Raw genomic sequence first — 18,125 nt, 5'->3', positions numbered from 1 at the left:
TGCGGTGCCATCATGGACCCCTGAGCAACGTCATCTGAAAGGAACTCTGATGCAAGTACAAGTCAACACCGACGACCACATCCACGGCGGCGAGTCGCTCGCGCAATGGATCACGGACGAGTCCAAGAGCCGCCTCACGCGCTTTCAGGACCACATCACGCGGCTGGAGGTGTTTCTGTCAGATCTGGATGCGGGCAAGTCCGGCGCCAATGACAAACGCTGCCGCATCGAGGCCCGCGTGACCGGCCGCCAGCCCGTCACTGTGACCGACGAAGCCGACAAGATGGCCAATGCCTTCATCGGCGCTGTGGACAAACTGGCCCGCGCGCTCGACACCGACCTGGGCCGCGTCAAAGACCGGCACGGCCGCGACACGATCCGCACGACGGTGGAAGAGTGAGTTTTGAGTGAAATTGGCTGCTAGCGCTTGATGGATAAGCGCTAGGGATGACCTGCATAACTCCCTGCGGTCTGTGATAGCGCGGCCTCGGGCGGTTCGCTGCGTTGCTTTTCTTGCCAATAGCCCGGCTATTGGCTGCCAAAAGACGCCTTGCGCCCCATCCCGATCCGCACTACCACCGACTCGCGAGGGTTATGCAGGACATCTCTAGAAGCTATCAATTCAGGAGTTTTCAGCCAAACCCCCGCGAGCCCCACGCGGGGGACGCCGCCGCAGGCGACTCAGGGGGTGTTCAACTTCACAAATCCAACACGAGCAGCTTGCTGCGCGCGCGCGAGCAGCAGGGCATGAACTGTTCGTTGGCTGCCTTTTCTTCGTCCGTCAGGTACATGTCGCGGTGGTCCACCTCGCCCTCCAGCACGCGCGTGAGGCAGGTGCCACACACGCCCTGCTCGCACGAGGTCAGGATGTCGATGCCCTCCTTGCGCAGGGCTTCCACCACCGACACATCGGGCGCAATCGCGTAGACCTTGCCCGTGCTGGCAATGCGCACGTCAAAGCCCTGATCGCCCGAGGTGTCCTGCGCAGGGGCGCCAAAGTATTCGAGGTGGATGTGGTCCTGCGCCCAGCCCAGGGCCTTGGCACTGTTCACCACGTGGTCGATGAAGCCTGCCGGTCCACATACATACAGGCGCTTGTCGGGCCCTGGCGCGGCCAGCGCAGCGGCAATGTCCAGCTTCTGTTCGGCCGGGCCCGCATCGAAATGGAAATGCACACGCGGTGCCATGGCCGATGCGGCGATCTCGGCAGCAAACGCCGTGCGTTCGGCAGAGCGCGTGCAGTAGTGCAGCGCAAAGTCGGCGCCCGTGCGCGCCAGCCGGTCGGCCATGCACAGCAGCGGCGTGACGCCAATGCCACCGGCCAGCAGCACCGTGCGCTGCGCTGGGTGCAGCGCAAAGTGGTTACGGGGTGTGCTGATGGTGATCACATCGCCCTGGTGCACGCTGTCGTGCATGGCGACCGAGCCGCCACGCGACGCTGGATCGCGCAGCACGGCAATGCGGTAGCGGTGCGATTCGTGCGAGGCGTTGCACAGCGAATACTGCCGCGTCAAACCTCCGGGCAGGTGCACATCGATGTGCGAACCCGCGCTGAACGGGGGCAGTGCGGCGCCGTCCACGCGCGCCAGCTCGAAGCTGGCAATGCCTTCGGCCTCGGCCTGCTTTTTGACGACGCGGACCTGGATCGTTTCCTGCGCTGTCATGCGGCCACCGCCTGGGGTGCAGCGGCGGCCTGCTCGGCCGCGATGATGCGGTCCAGGATCTTGCGCGACTGCACGCCGCCTGCGTCGATGTTCAGCATGAGCAGCTTGCGGTCGGGGTAACGCAGCAGGTTCTCTTGCTGCATCTCCAGCATGTCCTGGTCTTCGGCAAAGATGTTGCCCTGGCCCTCGCGGATCTGCGTGGTGAGCGAGGGGTCTTGCGGCTTGAAGTTGCGCGCCATGCCCCAGAAGTAGTGGATGGAGGTGTCCGTCTCCGGCGTGATGAAGTCCACCACGATGCTCGATGCCTTCTTGTCCGCCGGGGCGTCATAGCCGCCGTTGCCCGCCAGCGCCACACCCACCTCGATCAGCACATGGCTGGGTGGTGTGAAGTGGCAGATCTGCCAGCGGTCCACCGGCTGGTCGTCGGGCAGGCCGTTCATGCGCAGCGCCATCTTCCAGAAGGGCGGCGCTTCGATGCCTTCCATGAAGCGGCTGGTGATCACCTCGTCGCCCTCCACGCGGGTCTTGCAGGGCACCTCGTCGATTTCCTTCTGGCCGATGCTGGTGGAGTGCACGTAGGTCTCGTGCGTCAGGTCCATCAGGTTGTCGATCATCAGGCGGTAGTCGCAGGCAATGTGGTACAGCCCGCCGCCGTAAGCCCATTCGGGGTTGTTGGCCCAGGGCAGGTGGTGGATGGTGGCGGGGTCGGCCTTGTCGGCGTCGCCGGGCCACACCCAGATGAAGCCGTAACGCTCCACCACCGGAAAGCTGCGCGCCTTGGGGAACCCTTGCACGCGCTGGCCGGGCATGGACACCGACTTGCCCGTGCATTCCACCCTGAGGCCGTGGTAGCCGCATTGCAGGTGGCCTTCGCACACCGTGCCCAGCGACAGTGGTGCGCCCCGGTGGGGGCAGAAGTCGTCCAGCGCGGCGACCTGGTCGGGCGCGGGGCGGTAGAAGACGATCTTCTCGCCGCAGATGGTGCGGCCCAGGGGCTTGTCGGCGATCTCGTCAGGGGTGCAGGCTACGTACCAGGCGTTTTTGGGAAACATGCTTGTCTCTCTCCGTGGGGTGGTGGGATGTTGTTGGCCTGGCCCGCAGGCCGCCTTCAGCGCTTTGGTGTTGTGAAGCGGATTGTGCAAAAAAGGCCGTTCGATGTATACATTCAATCGTTGAAAAGCAGCTATTGCGAATTGGTATATCGCATATGTCATTGTTTTTGAAGCTATTTTTTGAATTTTTTAGTTGGGTTAGTTTTTGTTTGTATACATTAATGGGTTGCCGGGCTGACCCAAGCCTTAGTTGCATGGTTTTTTCTGATCACCTCTCCGCACACTCCACATGAACCTCTCTGAGCCCCTCCTGGCGGATTCCGCCCCGGGCGACGCTGCCGAAGGTGGCGCTTCGCAGTCGGTGAAGGCGCAGCTGCGCCTGCGTGAAATGATCCTGGCGGGCGAGTTGCCGGGCGGTGCGCGCATTGCCGAACTGGCCATCGTCGAGAAGCTGGGGGTGTCGCGCACGCCCATCCGCGCCGCGCTCATGCGGCTGGAGCAAGAGGGCCTGCTGCAGCTGCTGCCCGGGGGCGGGTACGCCGTGCGCACCTTTTCCGAAACCGATGTGGCCGACGCCATTGCACTGCGCGGCACGCTGGAGGGGCTGGCCGCGCGCCTGGCGGCCGAGCGCGGGGTGGATGCCGCCGTGCTGGCCGACGCCCATGCCTGCCTGGATGCCATCGACACCACCTTGGCCCCTTCCACGCTGGACGACGTGGGTTTCTCGCGCTATGTGGAGCTGAACGCACGTTTTCACCTGCTGCTGGGCCGCATGGTGGGCAGCGATGTGGTGGCGCGGGAGCTTGAGCGGGTCAAGGGCTTGCCTTTTGCGTCGCCCTCGGCCTTTGTGATGGTGCAGACCCATTCGCCGCAGGCGCGCGACTTGCTGGTGGTGGCCCAAGACCAGCATCGCCAGCTGCTGGACGCCATTGAGCACCACGAGGGCGCGCGGGCCGAGGCGATCATGCGCGAGCATTCGCGCCTCGCGCAGCGCAACCTGCGTGCAGCCTTGTCGGGCCAGGCCGGTGGGCAGGTGCATGCCGACATGCCCGCCCTCACGCTCATTCGGCGGGGGTGACGGACAACCCACCAAGCGCGAGGGTTGCAGGTCTGCGGGTTTCACCGGTTTCATAACGTTACGGCATAGCTGAAAGTCCGTCATAGAACTGGCATGTGGATGCGACTGCATGCACAGTGGGGGCGGGACAGTGTCCTGCTCCATGCCGCAGGTTCTCTGCGGCCCTGGGGTGTGGCCTCGCAGATGTGCAGATAAATCGAGACCGGAGACAAAAAATGAACTTCTTCAAGCGACGCGCCGCATTGACGGCCCTGGGGGCGGCGGCCCTGGCAACGGTGGCTGGCAGTGCCATGGCGCAGACCGTGACCTTGCGGCTGCACCAGATGCTCCCACCCCAGGCCACCATCCCGGCCAAGGCCCTGGTGCCCTGGGCCCAGAAGGTCGAGGCCGAGTCGGGCGGCAAGATCAAGGTGCAACTGTTCCACGCCATGCAGCTGGGCGGTGCGCCGCCACAGCTGTTTGACCAGGCGCGCGATGGCGTGGTGGACTTCACCTGGACGGTGCTGGGCTACACCCCGGGCCGCTTCCCCAAGACGGAAGTGTTCGAGCTGCCCTTCATGAGCGGCAACGCTGAAGCGTCTTCGCGCGCCATCCAGGAATACGTCGAGAAGTTCGCGGCCGATGAGTTCAAGGACGTCAAGCTGATCGCCGTGCACACCCACGGCCCTGGCCTGTTCCATACCAAGACGCCCGTCACCGGCCTGGAAAGCCTGCGCGGCATGAAGGTGCGCGGTGGCTCGCGCATCATCAGCAACATGCTCACCAAGCTGGGCGCCACGCCCGTGGGCATGCCCGTGCCTGCGGTGACCGATGCGCTGAGCAAGGGCACCATCGACGGCACCACCATCCCGTGGGAGGTGACGCCGTCGCTCAAGGTGACCGAGCTGGTGCGCAACCACACGACCTTTGCTGGCAAGGAAGGCCTGTACACGCAGACTTTTGCGTTCTCGATGAACAAGGCCAGCTATGACAAGCTTCCGCCCGATCTCAAGGCCGTGATCGACAAGAACTCCGGCATCGAGACCGCCGCCATGTTTGGCCGCGCCATGGACGAGGGCGACAAGGTGGGCCGCCAGATTGCCGAGCGCGCCAAGAACAACATCGTGGCCCTGGACCTGGCCGAGACGCAGCGCTGGCGCCGCACGGCTGCCAGTGTGGAAACCGACTGGATCAACGAGGTGAAGGGCAAGGGCATCGACGGTGCCAAGCTTGCTGCTGAGGCGCGGGCCCTGATCGAAAAGCACAGCCGATAACCTCGGCGGTGTCGCCAGGCGCACCCGGTTGCGCTGCTCCATGCCGATCCGCTCTGGTGGGTACCGGAATGGATCGGTTTGATTTTTTGACAGGACCCTGCCTTGAAGTTCCTATCATTTCTCGCCCAGGCTTGCGCGGTGCTGGCCGGGGTCATTCTCACGGGGGTGACGCTGGTCACCTGTGCGAGCATTGTGGGCCGCAACACCACAGGCTGGACTGTCCTGGGCGACTACGAACTCACGGCCGTGGCCGCAGGGGCCGCGATCGCGCTGTTCATGCCCTGGTGCCAGTTGCGCCGCCAGAACATCATCGTGGACTTTTTCACCGCCCGGGCCTCCTCGGCCGTGAATGCCCGGCTGGACCGCTTCGGCGCACTGCTGCTATCGGCTATGTTCCTCGTGCTGGCCTGGCGCACGGCCACAGGTGGGCTCAGTGCCCGCAACTCCATGACCACCACCATGATGCTTGGGTTTCCTGAATGGATCACGTACGCTGCCATGGTGCCGCCCCTGTTGCTGACGGGGGTGATTGCCCTGGTGCAGGCCTTCGGCCCGGCGCACATTGAAATTGAAGAAGAGGATGCCGCATGAGCCCGCTGGCCCTCGCTCTTTCGATTTTTGGTGTGATGCTTGCGCTCATGGTGGTGCGTGTGCCCATTGCGGCGGCGATGTTTGGCGCTGGTGCCTTTGGCTACCTCTACCAGGTAGGGCTACCGCCGTTTCTCAACAACCTCAACGGCCTGGCCTTTGCGCGGTTTGCGAGTTATGACCTGTCGGTGATCCCCCTGTTCATCCTCATGGGCAACTTCGCCACGCAGGGAGGCATCTCCAAGGCGCTGTTCCAGTTTGCCAGCGTGCTCATGGCGCGCTTCAAGGGCGGGCTGGCCATGGCAGCGGTGGCGGCGAGTGCGGCCTTTGGCGCCATTTGCGGCTCGTCCATTGCCACCGCAGCCACCATCACGTCGGTGGCGCTGCCCGAGATGAAGCGGCACGGCTACTCCGGCCGCCTGGCCACCGGCACGCTGGCGGCGGGAGGCACGCTGGGCATTCTGATCCCGCCCTCGGTGCCCCTTGTGATCTACGCCATCCTGACCGAGCAGAACATCGCCAAGCTGTTTGCTGCGGCCACCATCCCCGGCATCATCGCCATGCTGGGCTACATGATCGCGATTGCGATCTACGTGCGCATCCGCCCCGGCCATGCGCCGGACCACACCGTCGATCTTCCCAAGATGTCCTTGCAGGCCCTGCTGGGCGTGCTGCCCATTGCCATCGTGTTCCTGGTGGTGTTTGGCGGCATCTATGGCGGCCTGTTCACACCCACCGAGGGCGCGGGGGTAGGCGTGGCCTGCACCTTCCTTGCGGCGCTGCTCAAGCGCGAACTGACATTGGAGAAAATCAAGCAGTGTTTCCTGTCCACCGCGTCTGCCAGCGCCATGATCTTCATGATCTTCATTGGCGCCGACATGATGAACACGGCGCTCGCATTGACGCAGGTGCCTGGTCAGCTGGCGGGCCTGATCCAGGGCTGGAACGTTTCGCCCTATATGGTGGTGGCCGGCATCCTGCTCTTTTACGTGGTGCTGGGTGCGGTGATGGACGAGTTGTCCATGATCTTGTTGACCATCCCCATTTTCTTCCCGGTGATCATGGGCCTGGACTTCGGCATGTCGCAGGAGCACACAGCCATCTGGTTTGGCATCATGGTGCTCATGACGGTGGGGTTTGGCTTGCTTGCGCCGCCCGTGGGCCTGAATGTGTACGTGGTCAATGGCCTTGCGAAAGACGTACCCATCGCTGAGAGCTACAAGGGCGTAATGCCTTTCCTCGCCAGCGATGTGGTGCGGACCACGCTGCTGCTGGTGTTTCCGCCCATCTCCTTGTGGCTGGTGCAGTTCGTCGGCTGATGGATCGCCGGGCAGCACTCCTCGCGCTGGGCCTCACCCCCTGCACCGTGCTGCGTGCGCAGCCCGCATTTCCAACCAAGGCGCTGCGCATCGTGGTGCCCTTTGCGGCGGGCGGCGTGGGTGACCTCACTGCACGCGCTGTGGCAACGGGGCTGGCCGCGCGGCTGGGGCAGCCCGTGGTCATCGACAACCGCCCCGGCGCCGGGGGCGTGGCGGCTGCCGATGCGGTCGCACGCGCGGAGCCCGACGGGCATACGCTGTTCCTCCTGTCCAACGGCACGGCGGTATCCGCAAGCCTTTTCAAGTCGCTGCCCTACGACACGCTGGCCGACTTCGCTCCGGTCAGCACGCTGGGTTTCTTCGATATCGCGGTGCTGGTACCAGCCGATTCGCCCCACCGCACGCTGGCCCAACTGCTGGCGCATGCGCGGGCCCATCCAGGCCAACTCAATATCGGCAGCATCAACATCGGGAGCACCCAGCACCTGGCGGCCGAGCTGTTCAAAAGCAGCGCGGCCATTGATGCGCAGGTGGTGCCGTTTAACGGCACGCCCGCACTCATCACCGCGCTGCGGGGTCGGCAGGTGGATGTGGGCGTGGAGATTCTGGGCCCCACCTTGCCGCAGGTGCGCGCCGGGGCGTTGCGCGTTCTGGCGGTCACGGGCGAGCAGCGCTCTGTGGTGTTGCCCGATGCGCCCACGGCGGTGGAGCTGGGCGTGAAGGGTTTTGTGGCCGCTTCATGGAACGCGCTGGCCGTGCCCTCGCGCACACCGCGCGCGGTGGTGGACCGGCTGCAGCGCGAGGTGGTGGCCACCGTGGCGACACCCGCCGTGCAGCAGCAGCTGCGCGCGCTCAACGTCGAGCCCCGCACCTCCACGCCCGAGCAGGCCGCTGCCCTGCTCAAAACCGACATCGACCGCTGGCGCGCCGTGATGGAGCGCGCGGGCATCCCCAAGCAATGAAACCTGATAGCACCATGCAGACCGAAGAGAACCCAGTCTTGCCCCCTGTGGACCGGGTGGACCGCCTGGGTATCGTCGGCTACGGCGAGGTGGGCCGTATCTTTGCAGCGGGCCTGCGCAAAGCCGGTGTGAGCGATGTGGCGGTATGGGACCTGAAGTTCATCGACCCTGCGAAGGGCCCCGAGCCGCTCGCTCACGCACAGGTGGCGGGCGCGGTTGCGGCCGACAGCGTTGCGGCCCTGTGCGCCGGGCGCCGGCTCATCGTGTCGGCCGTGACGGCCAGCAACACGCTGGCGGTGGCCGAGGCGGTGGCGCTGCACATTGCGCCTGGCGCGTTCTTTCTGGACCTCAATTCCGCATCCCCCGGTACCAAGCAGCAGGCCGCCGCGTTGATCCATGCGCGTGGCGCCCGGTACGTCGAGGCGGGGGTGATGACGTCGGTGCCGCCCTATGGCATCGCCGTCCCCATGCTGCTCGGAGGCCCCAACGCCGCCACGCTGGCGCCTGTGTTGCACGGGTGGGGCATGGACGCCAAGCCGGTCAGCGACCAGCTGGGCGTGGCCAGTGCCATCAAGATGTGTCGCAGCGTGATGATCAAGGGGCTGGAGGCGCTGGTGATGGAGAGCTATGCCACGGCCCGCCATTACGGTGTGGAAGACCATGTGCTGCCCACCTTGGCTGAGACCTTTCCGTCCATCGACTGGCAAAAGCAGGGCAGCTACTTCTTCAGCCGCGTGGTGCAGCACGGCCAGCGCCGCGCCGAAGAGATGCGCGAGTCGGCCCGCACCGTGGGTGAAGCAGGCATGGCGCCGCTGATGGCATCAGCCATCGCCGACAAGCAGCAGTGGGTGGCCGACCTGGCGCGCGAAGGCATCTTTCGAGGTCTGCCCCAGGACGCGCGCTGGCAGGACTATGCGGATCGTTTGTTAGAAAGTTTGTCATCACCGGCGGCCGGGGGCTGACGCCTCGCTTCCTTTGATGGGCCTCTGCTCCAAGCCTGCTTGCACAGGCTTGGATGTTCGCGAAGAGCTGCCACCTCGGGCGGCTGCACCGGGGCGCGCAGCGCCTCAGGGGGGGCTCCTGTACAACGCTTGCAAGGTGCTGCGAATCAGCTCCGCCATCGCTTGCTGCGTGAGCGTTGCCGGGCGCTGCGAACTCACTGCCAAAAAGAGCTTGCTGCGCAGCCGTGCGCTGTCCTCGCCATCCATGCTCGCACTCAGAATCGGCCGCGTAATGAACACCTCGGGCTTGCCCGACGTGGTGACCGCATTCATGGGCAGCACCGCGCAGCCCGCGCCATCGGCCACCAGGTCCAGGATGGCGGCCACACCGTCGATCTCCAGGCTGATCTGGGGGCGTTTGCCGCGCGCGGCCAGTTCAGACTCCACCAGCATGCGGATCGAGTTGGGGCGTGTGGGGATCACCAGCGGAAAGCGGGGCAGCTCGTCCAGCGGCAGGGGCGTGCGGGCCAGGGTATCGGCCTCCGCCTCGCTCTGGCCCACGGCGCGGCGCTGCACCAGAAACAGGTCTTCCTCCAGCAGAGCAGTGATCTCGATGCCCGGCGCAGGGGGCGTGTTGTAGAGCAGCGCAATGTCGAGCAGCCCTGTGGTCAGCGACTCGCGCATGGCCACCGACAGCCCTTCGCTGATGGCCAGCGCCGCATCGGGCAGCTTCACGCGGAAGGCGCGGGTCAGCGGCACGGTCAGCACCTTGGCAATGCTGGGCGGCAGGCCAATGGCCACACGCCCGGCGAGGGCGCCGCGCACGCGGCCCAGCTCTTCGCGCGCACGCTCTACCTGGTGCAGGATGCCCCGCCCATGCTCCAGCAGCAGCTTGCCCGCCTCGGTGGGCGTGGCACCCCGGCCATTGCGCACCAGCAGGTTCTGGCGCAGCTCCACCTCCAGCAGGCGCACCTGGCGGCTCAGGGCGGGCTGGGCAATGTCCAGCACCACCGAAGCCCGGGTAAAGCTACCCAGCTCGGCCACGCGCACAAAGTATTCGATTTGCTTGAGGTCCATGGGGGAATGCTCTCTGCTATTTGAATAGCTCCAAGTCAACGATCACGGAATGATATATCTGGTAGTGCCGGTGCCGCCTTCTTGTTTGGTCCAGCGCTGACCACAATCAGCGCCATGGAACCCCAGCGCACGCAACGCGCGGGCCACCCGCAGCCCGGCAGGAGACACACATGACCCCCCCAGAAATTCGCGGCATTTCGTCCATGGCCACGCGCCAGGTGCTGGCCGAACTGGTGTCCGGGTTTGCGCAGCAATCGGGCACCCAGGCCACCATCGAATCGGTGGGTGGTGTGGATGCGGCCAAGCGCGTGGCGGCAGGCGAGGTGTTCGACGTGGTCATCCTCGCTGCCGACGCCATCGACAAGCTGTTGACCGCAGGCCACCTGCTGCCCGGCAGCAAGGTGGACTGGGTGCACTCTGGCGTGGCCGTGGCCGTGCCTGCAGGCGCACCGCTGCCCGACATCCGCACCGAAGACGCAGTGCGCCAAGCCGTGCTGGCCGCGCCCAGCATCAGCCTGTCCACCGGCCCCAGTGGCGTGGCACTGGCCAAGCTGTTTGAGCGCTGGGGCATTGCCGAACAGATCGCACCGCGCATGGTGCAGGCGCCTCCCGGGGTGCCGGTGGGCTCGCTGGTGGCCAAGGGCGAGGTGGCGCTGGGCTTTCAGCAGCTGAGCGAGTTGCTGCATGTGCAGGGCATCCAGATCGTGGGCCCGCTGCCACCGGCCATCCAGATCACCACCACGTTTTCAGCGGGCATCGGCGCGTTGTCGCAGCAGGTGGATGCCGCGCATGCACTGCTGGCCTACCTGGCTTCGCCCGCTGCGGCCGAAGCCAAGCAAAAGCAGGGCATGACCCCTGCCTGACCAATCACAAGAACACCTTCCAGGAGCACCCAAAAATGAGCCTCATCATCGACTGCCACGGCCACTACACCACGGCCCCCAAGGCGCTGGAGAACTGGCGCAATGCGCAGATCGCCGGCATCAAAGACCCGGCGGCCATGCCCAAAGTGGCAGACCTACACATCAGCGACGACGAGCTGCGCGAGTCCATCGAGACCAACCAGCTCAAGCTGATGAAAGAGCGCGGCAGCGACATCACGCTGTTCAGCCCGCGCGCGAGCTTCATGGCCCACCACATCGGCGACTTCAATGTGTCCAGCACCTGGGCGGCTATCTGCAATGAGCTGTGCTACCGCGTCTCCACGCTGTTCCCCGACCACTTCGTGCCCGTGGCCATGCTGCCGCAAAGCCCCGGTGTCGATCCCGCCACATGCATTCCCGAGCTGGAAAAGTGCGTGCATGAATACGGCGCCGTGGGCATCAACCTGAATCCTGACCCTTCCGGCGGCCACTGGACCAGCCCCCCGCTGACCGACAAGCACTGGTACCCCATCTACGAAAAGATGGTGGAGTACGACCTGCCCGCCATGATCCACGTGAGCACCAGCTGCAACGCGTGCTTTCACACCACCGGCGCGCACTATCTGAACGCCGACACCACGGCCTTCATGCAGCTGATCCAGGGCGATCTGTTCAAGGACTTCCCCACGCTCAAGTTCCTGATCCCGCACGGCGGCGGCGCGGTGCCTTACCACTGGGGCCGCTTCCGGGGCCTGGCGCAGGAAATGAAGAAGCCGCTCTTGGACGAGCACCTGATGAACAACGTGTTCTTCGACACCTGCGTGTACCACCAGCCCGGCATTGACCTGCTCAACACCGTGATCCCGGTGAAGAACGTGCTGTTTGCCAGCGAAATGATCGGCGCGGTGCGGGGCATCGACCCCACCACCGGCAATTACTACGACGACACCAAGCGCTATATCGAGGCGTCCAAGATCCTCAGTGCCGAAGACAAGCACCAGATCTACGAAGCCAACACGCGCCGTGTTTTCTCCCGACTCGATTCACGCCTGAAGGCAAAGGGGCTCTGACATGTTTGAACTTGGCGTTGTCTACCGCAACATCACCCGTGCCGACCGCGCAGCCGCTGACGGCCTGGCTGCCCTCGGCTCGGCCACCGTGCACGAGGCCATGGGCCGCGTGGGCCTGCTCAAGCCCTACATGCGCCCCATCTACGGCGGCCAGCAGGTCAGCGGCACAGCCGTCACCGTGCTGCTGCAGCCCGGCGACAACTGGATGATGCATGTGGCGGCCGAGCAGATCCAGCCCGGCGACATCGTGGTGGCAGCCGTCACCTCGGAGTGCACCGACGGCTATTTTGGCGACCTGTTGGCCACCAGCTTCCAGGCCCGTGGCGCCCGCGCGCTCATCATCGACGCCGGTGTGCGCGACGTGAAGACGCTGCAGGAGATGAACTTCCCCGTGTGGAGCCGCGCGATCAGCAGCAAGGGCACCATCAAGGCCACGCTGGGCTCGGTCAACATCCCCGTGGTGTGCGCTGGTGCGCTGGTCACGCCGGGCGACGTGATCGTGGCCGACGACGACGGCGTGGTGTGTGTGCCTGCCGCCCGCGCGGTCGAGACCCTGGCCGCCGCGCAAAAGCGCGAAAGCTTTGAAGGCGAGAAGCGCGCCAAGCTGGCCAGCGGCGTGCTGGGCCTGGATATGTACAACATGCGCCCCGGCCTGGAGAAGGCAGGCCTCAGGTACATCGACTGAACCCCGGTCTCAAGTCTTTTTGGCCTCTAGCGCTTATTCAATAAGCGCTAGTAGCTATTAATTTTATAGCTATCGTTATTCTTCTGTTCTGTATTCCATGACGTTCTCTGTGTCTCCCTCTTTCCGTCTCCGCCGCACGTTGTCCCTGGCATTGGGCGTGGCCGCGGCCGCAGCTTTGGCTCCGCAATTCGCTGCCGCGCAGCAGTTCCCCACCAAGCAGGTGCGCATCATCAGCCCCTTCCCCGTGGGCGGCGGCCCCGACGGCGTGGCCCGCCTGGTGGCCGACAAGCTCTCGCGCACCTGGGGCACGGGCGTGATCGTGGAAAACCGCCCCGGCGGCAACGGCTTCATCGCCATCGACGCCTGGAAACGCGGCGCCAAGGACGGCCACGACCTGCTCATCCTGGACAACGTGCACCTGGCCGCCTACCCCAGCCTGTTCAAGAAGCTGCCCTACGACCCCGCCAAGGACTTCGACACGCTGCTGCCGCTGTTCAAGACGCACTTCTTCTTCACCGTGGGCACGGGCAGCAAGTACAAGACCGTGGCCGATATCGTGGCCGACGCCAAGGCGCGACCTGGCAAGCTCAACTACGGCAGCTGGTCCGTGGGCAACCCGGTGCACCTGGGCTCGGAGCTGTTCGAATCGGCCACCGGCACGCAGATGGAGCACGTGATCTTCAAGGAGACCACGCAGCTCTACACCTCGGTCTCCACCGGCGAGATCGACTTTGCACTGGGTAGCGCCGCCACCGCAGGCCCGCTGTACCGCGCTGGCAAGCTGCGCCTGCTCGCGTTTGCCGGACCCCAGCGCTCGGCCGAGTTCCCCGACGTGCCCACCGTGGCCGAATCGGGTGGCCCCAAGGACTTTGCCGTCACGGGCTGGAACGCCATTGCCGTGCCGCCCGGCCTGCCCGCCGCCGTGGCCGACAAGATCCGCAAAGACATCGAACAGGCCCTGACCGGCCCCGAAGTGGCCGAGAAGTTCAAGACCTTTGGCTACGAGCAGTTCCCCACCACCCGCGCGCAGTTCAACCAGTTCGTCAAGGACGAGAGCCAGCGTTTTGGCGACGTGATCCGCAAGGCCAACGTGTCGCTCGACTGATCTGCGAGCCTGCAAGAAACCAAGGAGTACGCGCATGAGCGAATTCACAAAAACCCCTGGCTGGCTCGACTGGTACGCGGGCCCGAGCAAGCCCCGGTTCCAGGTGCCTGCCGGTGCGGTGGACGCCCACTGCCACGTGTTCGGCCCCGGGGCCGAGTTCCCCTACGCCCCCGAGCGCAAGTACACGCCCTGCGATGCCAGCAAGCACCAGCTGTACACGCTGCGCGACCACCTGGGTTTTTCGCGCAACGTGGTGGTGCAGGCCACCTGCCACGGCGCGGACAACCGCGCCATGGTCGATGCGCTGGTGCACTCGGGCGGCAAGGCGCGTGGCGTGGCCACCGTCAAGCGTTCGGTCAGCGATGAAGAACTGCAGGCCATGCACGCGGCCGGTGTGCGCGGCGTGCGCTTCAATTTCGTCAAGCGCCTGGTGGACTTCACGCCCAAGGACGAGCTGATGGAGATTGCCGCGCGCATCCACCAGCTGGGCTGGCATGTGGTGATTTACTTTGAAGCGGTGGACCTGCCCGAGCTGTGGGACTTCTTCACCGCCCTGCCTACCACGGTGGTGGTGGATCACATGGGCCGCCCCGATGCGAACAAGCCGGTGGATGGGCCGGAGTTCGAGCTGTTCCTGAAGTTCATGCGCCAGCACCCCAATGTGTGGAGCAAGGTGAGCTGCCCCGAGCGCCTCTCCGTGACGGGCCCCAAGGCTCTGAATGGCGAGCAGAACGCGTACCAGGACGTGGTGCCCTTTGCCCGCCGCGTGGTCGAGGAGTTCCCCGACCGCGTGCTCTGGGGCACCGACTGGCCGCACCCCAACCTCAAGGACCACATGCCCGACGACGGCCTGCTGGTGGACTTCATTCCGCACATCGCAACGACACCGGAGTTGCAAAAGAAGCTGCTGGTGGACAACCCCATGCGCCTGTACTGGCCCGAAGAAGTCACCGTGGAGGACTGACACCATGTCGCTCGATAAACCCTACTTGGATGTGCCTGGCACGACCATCTTCGACGCCGAGCAAAGCCGCAAGGGCTACTGGCTCAACCAGTTCTGCATGAGCCTGATGAAGGCCGAGAACCGCGTCCGCTTCAAGGCCAACGAACGTGCCTACCTGGACGAATGGGCGATGACCGAAGAGCAGAAGCAGGCCGTGCTGGCGCGCGACCTGAACTGGTGCATTCGCCTGGGCGGCAACATCTACTTCCTGGCCAAGATCGGCTCGACCGACGGCAAGAGCTTTCAGCAGATGGCGGGCAGCATGACCGGCATGACCGAAGAGGAATACCGCAACATGATGATCAACGGCGGCCGCAGCGCCGAAGGCAACCGCTACGTGGGCGAAGATGGCGACGCTCAGGCCCACCGCCAGCCGCAAGGCAGCGCGGGCAAGAAAGGAATTTGACGATGGCCAAAATCACCGCCTCCGTGTTCACATCGCATGTGCCAGCCATTGGCGCGGCCATGGACCTGGGCAAGACCCACGAGGACTACTGGAAGCCCGTGTTCGCGGGCTATGACTTTGGCAAGCAGTGGATCAAGGACCACAAGCCCGACGTGATCTTCCTGGTCTACAACGACCACGCCACGGCCTTCAGCCTGGACCTGATCCCCACGTTCGCCATCGGCACCGCTGCCGAATATGAAGTGGCCGATGAAGGTTTTGGCCCGCGCCCCGTGCCCAAGGTCATTGGTCATCCTGACCTGGCCGCGCACATTGCGCAGTCGGTCATCCAGCAGGACTTTGACCTCACCATCGTCAACAAGATGGCCGTGGACCACGGCTTGACCGTGCCCCTGTCGCTGATGTTTGGCGAACAAGACCCCGTGAAGGGCGCCTGGCCCTGCCCGGTGATTCCGTTCGCCGTCAACGTGGTGCAGTACCCCGTGCCCAGCGGCCGCCGCTGCTACAACCTGGGCCAGGCCATCCGCAAGGCCGTGGAAAGCTACGACGAAGACATCAACGTGCACATCTGGGGCACGGGTGGCATGAGCCACCAGCTGCAGGGCCCGCGCGCAGGCCTCATCAACAAGGAGTTTGACAACGCCTTTCTCGACAAGCTCATCAACGACCCCGAGGCCGCCGCCAGCATTCCGCACATCGACTACGTGCGTGAAGCGGGCAGCGAGGGCATCGAGCTGGTGATGTGGCTCATCGCGCGTGGCGCGATGGCTGACGTGGCCGGTGGCAAGCCACCGAAGCTGGCGCACCGCTTCTACCATGTGCCCGCGTCCAACACCGCCGTGGGCCATCTGATTCTTGAGAACACGTAAAAGGACACACACCATGACCATCAAAGTCGCACTCGCAGGCGCTGGCGCCTTCGGCATCAAGCACCTGGACGGCATCAAGAACATTGACGGCGTTGAAGTCGTCTCCCTCATCAGCCGCGACCTGGCCAAGACCCAGGAAGTGGCCGACAAGTACGGCATCAAGCACGTCACCACTGACCTGGCCGACAGCCTGGCCATCAAGGAAGTGGACGCAGTGATCCTGTGCACGCCCACGCAGATGCACGCCAGCCAGACCATCGCCTGCCTGGAAGCGGGCAAGCACGTGCAGGTCGAGATCCCGCTGTGCGACGTGCTGGCCGATGGCGAGAAGGTTGTTGCCCTGCAAAAGCAGACCGGCCTAGTGGCCATGTGTGGCCACACCCGCCGCTTCAACCCCAGCCACCAGTACGTACACAAGAAAATCACGGCGGGCGAGTTCAACATCCAGCAGATGGATGTGCAGACCTACTTCTTCCGCCGCACCAACATGAATGCGCTGGGCCAGGCCCGCAGCTGGACGGACCACCTGCTGTGGCACCACGCTGCGCACACCGTGGACCTGTTCGCCTACCAGGCGGGCAGCCCCATCGTGAAGGCCAACGCCATCCAGGGTCCTATCCACCCCACGCTGGGCATTGCGATGGACATGAGCATCCAGCTCAAGGCGGCCAACGGCGCCATCTGCACGCTGAGCTTGAGCTTCAACAACGACGGCCCGCTGGGCACCTTCTTCCGCTACATCGGCGACACCGCCACCTACATCGCGCGCTACGACGACCTGGTGAACGGCAAGGAAGAGAAGATCGATGTGAGCAAGGTCGATGTGTCGATGAACGGCATTGAGCTGCAGGACCGCGAGTTCTTCGCCGCCATCAAAGAAGGCCGCGAGCCCAACGCCAGCGTGGCGCAGGTGCTGCCGTGCTACCAGGTGCTGCACAACCTGGAGCTGCAGCTCAACGCAGGCTGATTTCAAGAGAAACCGGCCGCTACCGCCTGTGTATCAAGCGCAGGGCAATCGCATCTAAACGGCGATGCCCAAGAGGAGTTCCAAATAACCCAGACTCCACCCCGCCCGCTTGCGCTTGGCCTACAGGCCGATCTTCACCGAGGTGTCATTCTTGAGCACCTGCAGCGCCATGCGTCGCAGCACCGTTTGGTTGTGCGGACTTTGATCCTTGTATGACTGTGCCGCATCCTCGCGCATCGCTACATCCAAACTCCAGTGCAACTGGTTCTCCACGCTCCAGTGCGCGCGGATGCTGTGCGCCAGCACATGTGCCTGGGTATGCGCAGGCAGGCTGCTGATGTAGTAGCTCACCTCTTCGCTGTCCGGCTGGCCCGCCTGCTGGCGCTGGCGCACGACCTGCACCACGCTGGCCAGCCCCGGCCAGTGGGCTGCCGCTCGTTGCAACGCCTCGGGCACAGGGCTGAGTCGGTAGCTGCGTAGTTCCTGGCGCCCGTGCCCGCTGCAGCTCTCGGTATAGGTGTTCTCATCGAAGCGCTCTTGGCTACCCTTGCCTTCAAAGTGCTTTTGCACCACTTGGTGCATGTGCCGCTGATTGCCCTTGAGCGACAGCACATAGTCCGCGCCATGCTCGTGCAGTTGCTGGGCGATGCTCTTTTGGCAGCCGATGGCATCAATGGTGACGATGCAGCCTTTGAGGTGCAGCAAGCGCAGCAACTCGGGGATGGCCGTGATCTCGTTGCTCTTGCCATCGACCTTGCACTGGCCCAGCAGCAATCCCATGTCAGCTGCCCAGGCGCTGACCATGTGCAGTGGCCTGCGAGCATCTCCTTTGCTGCTGCCGCGCACGCTTTTACCGTCAATAGCCACCGTGCCGTGCACCCTGCCTGCCACCTGGGCGAGCCATTGTTGACAGGCCAGCTCCAACTCGTTGGCATCGAGCAGGCGAAACACCCGTGCAAAGGTATCGTGCGAGGCAATGCCAGAGGGAAGTGGCACCAAGCGCTCAAACCAGTCTTGGTGCTGCTGGCCGAACTCGGCCATCTCTACGCAGTTGTCTGCGCCTGCAATGGTGGCGCACAGCGCCACTACCAAGATCGATTGCAGTTCATGGCGGCGTGTGCGCTGCACGCGGGGATCGGGGATGTTTTGCAGGTATTGCAGCAGGCTCATCTCAACAGCGTTTGGCAAATGACTCAAGCGCTGCAGTGTCGCCGGGTTTAAGG

Annotated in this window: 19 protein-coding genes; 15 read left to right on the top strand and 4 right to left on the bottom strand. The window is 64.4% G+C overall.

Annotated features, from left to right (window positions below; genetic code table 11):
* The first annotated feature begins 49 nt into the window (after positions 1-49).
* Complete coding sequence (locus C8C94_RS16860) at positions 50-400, top strand: HPF/RaiA family ribosome-associated protein (RefSeq protein ID WP_121421521.1); 351 nt, start codon at positions 50-52, stop codon at positions 398-400.
* 298 nt (positions 401-698) lie between these two features.
* On the opposite strand, the gene C8C94_RS16855 is transcribed toward C8C94_RS16860, so the two are convergent.
* Positions 699-1,664, bottom strand: coding sequence for a PDR/VanB family oxidoreductase (locus C8C94_RS16855; protein WP_121421520.1), 966 nt, complete (start codon positions 1,662-1,664; stop codon positions 699-701).
* On the bottom strand, positions 1,661-2,716 hold the full coding sequence (locus C8C94_RS16850) for an aromatic ring-hydroxylating dioxygenase subunit alpha (protein ID WP_121421519.1): 1,056 nt from the start codon (positions 2,714-2,716) through the stop codon (positions 1,661-1,663). Before C8C94_RS16850 ends, C8C94_RS16855 begins: the two co-directional genes overlap by 4 nt.
* Before the next feature lie 289 nt (positions 2,717-3,005).
* Here C8C94_RS16850 and C8C94_RS16845 point away from each other — a divergent pair, with 289 nt between their 5' ends.
* The 6 genes from C8C94_RS16845 (at position 3,006) to C8C94_RS16820 (ending at position 8,878) form a co-directional block, all read left to right on the top strand.
* On the top strand, positions 3,006-3,794 hold the full coding sequence (locus C8C94_RS16845) for a GntR family transcriptional regulator (RefSeq protein ID WP_055398490.1): 789 nt from the start codon (positions 3,006-3,008) through the stop codon (positions 3,792-3,794).
* Positions 3,795-4,009: 215 nt separating this feature from the next.
* The gene (locus C8C94_RS16840; RefSeq protein WP_121421518.1) at positions 4,010-5,047 is read left to right on the top strand and encodes a TRAP transporter substrate-binding protein; all 1,038 of its coding nucleotides are present in this window, start codon (positions 4,010-4,012) and stop codon (positions 5,045-5,047) included.
* Positions 5,048-5,149: 102 nt separating this feature from the next.
* Positions 5,150-5,638, top strand: a complete 489-nt coding sequence (locus C8C94_RS16835) for a TRAP transporter small permease (protein ID WP_121421517.1) — start codon at positions 5,150-5,152, stop codon at positions 5,636-5,638.
* Entirely contained in the window at positions 5,635-6,954 is a 1,320-nt protein-coding gene (locus tag C8C94_RS16830; RefSeq protein WP_055398487.1) for a TRAP transporter large permease, read from the top strand. The genes C8C94_RS16835 and C8C94_RS16830 overlap by 4 nt, the downstream gene beginning before the upstream one ends.
* Positions 6,954-7,916 (top strand): tripartite tricarboxylate transporter substrate binding protein, encoded by a 963-nt coding sequence (locus tag C8C94_RS16825; protein WP_055398486.1) that lies wholly within the window; start codon positions 6,954-6,956, stop codon positions 7,914-7,916. Before C8C94_RS16830 ends, C8C94_RS16825 begins: the two co-directional genes overlap by 1 nt.
* A gap of 14 nt (positions 7,917-7,930) precedes the next feature.
* Positions 7,931-8,878, top strand: a complete 948-nt coding sequence (locus C8C94_RS16820) for an NAD(P)-dependent oxidoreductase (protein ID WP_233573601.1) — start codon at positions 7,931-7,933, stop codon at positions 8,876-8,878.
* A 105-nt stretch (positions 8,879-8,983) separates the two neighbouring features.
* On the opposite strand, the gene C8C94_RS16815 is transcribed toward C8C94_RS16820, so the two are convergent.
* Positions 8,984-9,934 (bottom strand): LysR substrate-binding domain-containing protein, encoded by a 951-nt coding sequence (locus C8C94_RS16815; protein ID WP_121421515.1) that lies wholly within the window; start codon positions 9,932-9,934, stop codon positions 8,984-8,986.
* A gap of 170 nt (positions 9,935-10,104) precedes the next feature.
* Between C8C94_RS16815 and C8C94_RS16810 the strand changes: the two genes are divergently transcribed.
* From C8C94_RS16810 to C8C94_RS16775, 8 genes are all read left to right on the top strand, one after another.
* The gene (locus tag C8C94_RS16810) at positions 10,105-10,797 is read left to right on the top strand and encodes a substrate-binding domain-containing protein (RefSeq protein WP_121421514.1); all 693 of its coding nucleotides are present in this window, start codon (positions 10,105-10,107) and stop codon (positions 10,795-10,797) included.
* Between the two features lie 35 nt (positions 10,798-10,832).
* Positions 10,833-11,867 carry an amidohydrolase family protein gene (locus C8C94_RS16805; RefSeq protein ID WP_121421513.1) on the top strand — a complete coding sequence of 345 codons (1,035 nt, stop codon included), beginning with the start codon at positions 10,833-10,835 and terminating at the stop codon, positions 11,865-11,867.
* Between the two features lies 1 nt (position 11,868).
* Positions 11,869-12,552: a 4-carboxy-4-hydroxy-2-oxoadipate aldolase/oxaloacetate decarboxylase gene (gene ligK / locus C8C94_RS16800; protein WP_121421512.1), complete on the top strand. Its 684-nt coding sequence runs from the start codon at positions 11,869-11,871 to the stop codon at positions 12,550-12,552.
* A gap of 97 nt (positions 12,553-12,649) precedes the next feature.
* Positions 12,650-13,657: a tripartite tricarboxylate transporter substrate binding protein gene (locus C8C94_RS16795; RefSeq protein WP_121421511.1), complete on the top strand. Its 1,008-nt coding sequence runs from the start codon at positions 12,650-12,652 to the stop codon at positions 13,655-13,657.
* Positions 13,658-13,691: 34 nt separating this feature from the next.
* The gene (locus tag C8C94_RS16790; RefSeq protein WP_121421510.1) at positions 13,692-14,621 is read left to right on the top strand and encodes an amidohydrolase family protein; all 930 of its coding nucleotides are present in this window, start codon (positions 13,692-13,694) and stop codon (positions 14,619-14,621) included.
* A 4-nt stretch (positions 14,622-14,625) separates the two neighbouring features.
* On the top strand, positions 14,626-15,066 hold the full coding sequence (ligA, locus tag C8C94_RS16785; RefSeq protein ID WP_055398479.1) for a protocatechuate 4,5-dioxygenase subunit alpha: 441 nt from the start codon (positions 14,626-14,628) through the stop codon (positions 15,064-15,066).
* A gap of 2 nt (positions 15,067-15,068) precedes the next feature.
* Positions 15,069-15,935, top strand: coding sequence for a class III extradiol dioxygenase subunit beta (locus C8C94_RS16780; RefSeq protein ID WP_121421509.1), 867 nt, complete (start codon positions 15,069-15,071; stop codon positions 15,933-15,935).
* A 13-nt stretch (positions 15,936-15,948) separates the two neighbouring features.
* A complete protein-coding gene (locus C8C94_RS16775; protein ID WP_121421508.1) occupies positions 15,949-16,902 on the top strand; it encodes a Gfo/Idh/MocA family oxidoreductase in 954 nt (317 codons plus the stop codon).
* Between the two features lie 120 nt (positions 16,903-17,022).
* Here C8C94_RS16775 and C8C94_RS16770 read toward each other — a convergent pair whose 3' ends face one another.
* Entirely contained in the window at positions 17,023-18,072 is a 1,050-nt protein-coding gene (locus C8C94_RS16770) for an ISAs1 family transposase (protein ID WP_121421507.1), read from the bottom strand.
* Positions 18,073-18,125: the final 53 nt, after the last annotated feature.

This window comes from Acidovorax sp. 94 (assembly GCF_003634645.1).
GTDB classification, from domain to species: Bacteria; Pseudomonadota; Gammaproteobacteria; order Burkholderiales; family Burkholderiaceae_C; genus Acidovorax; species Acidovorax facilis.
This window is presented reverse-complemented; position numbering and strand designations above follow the sequence as displayed.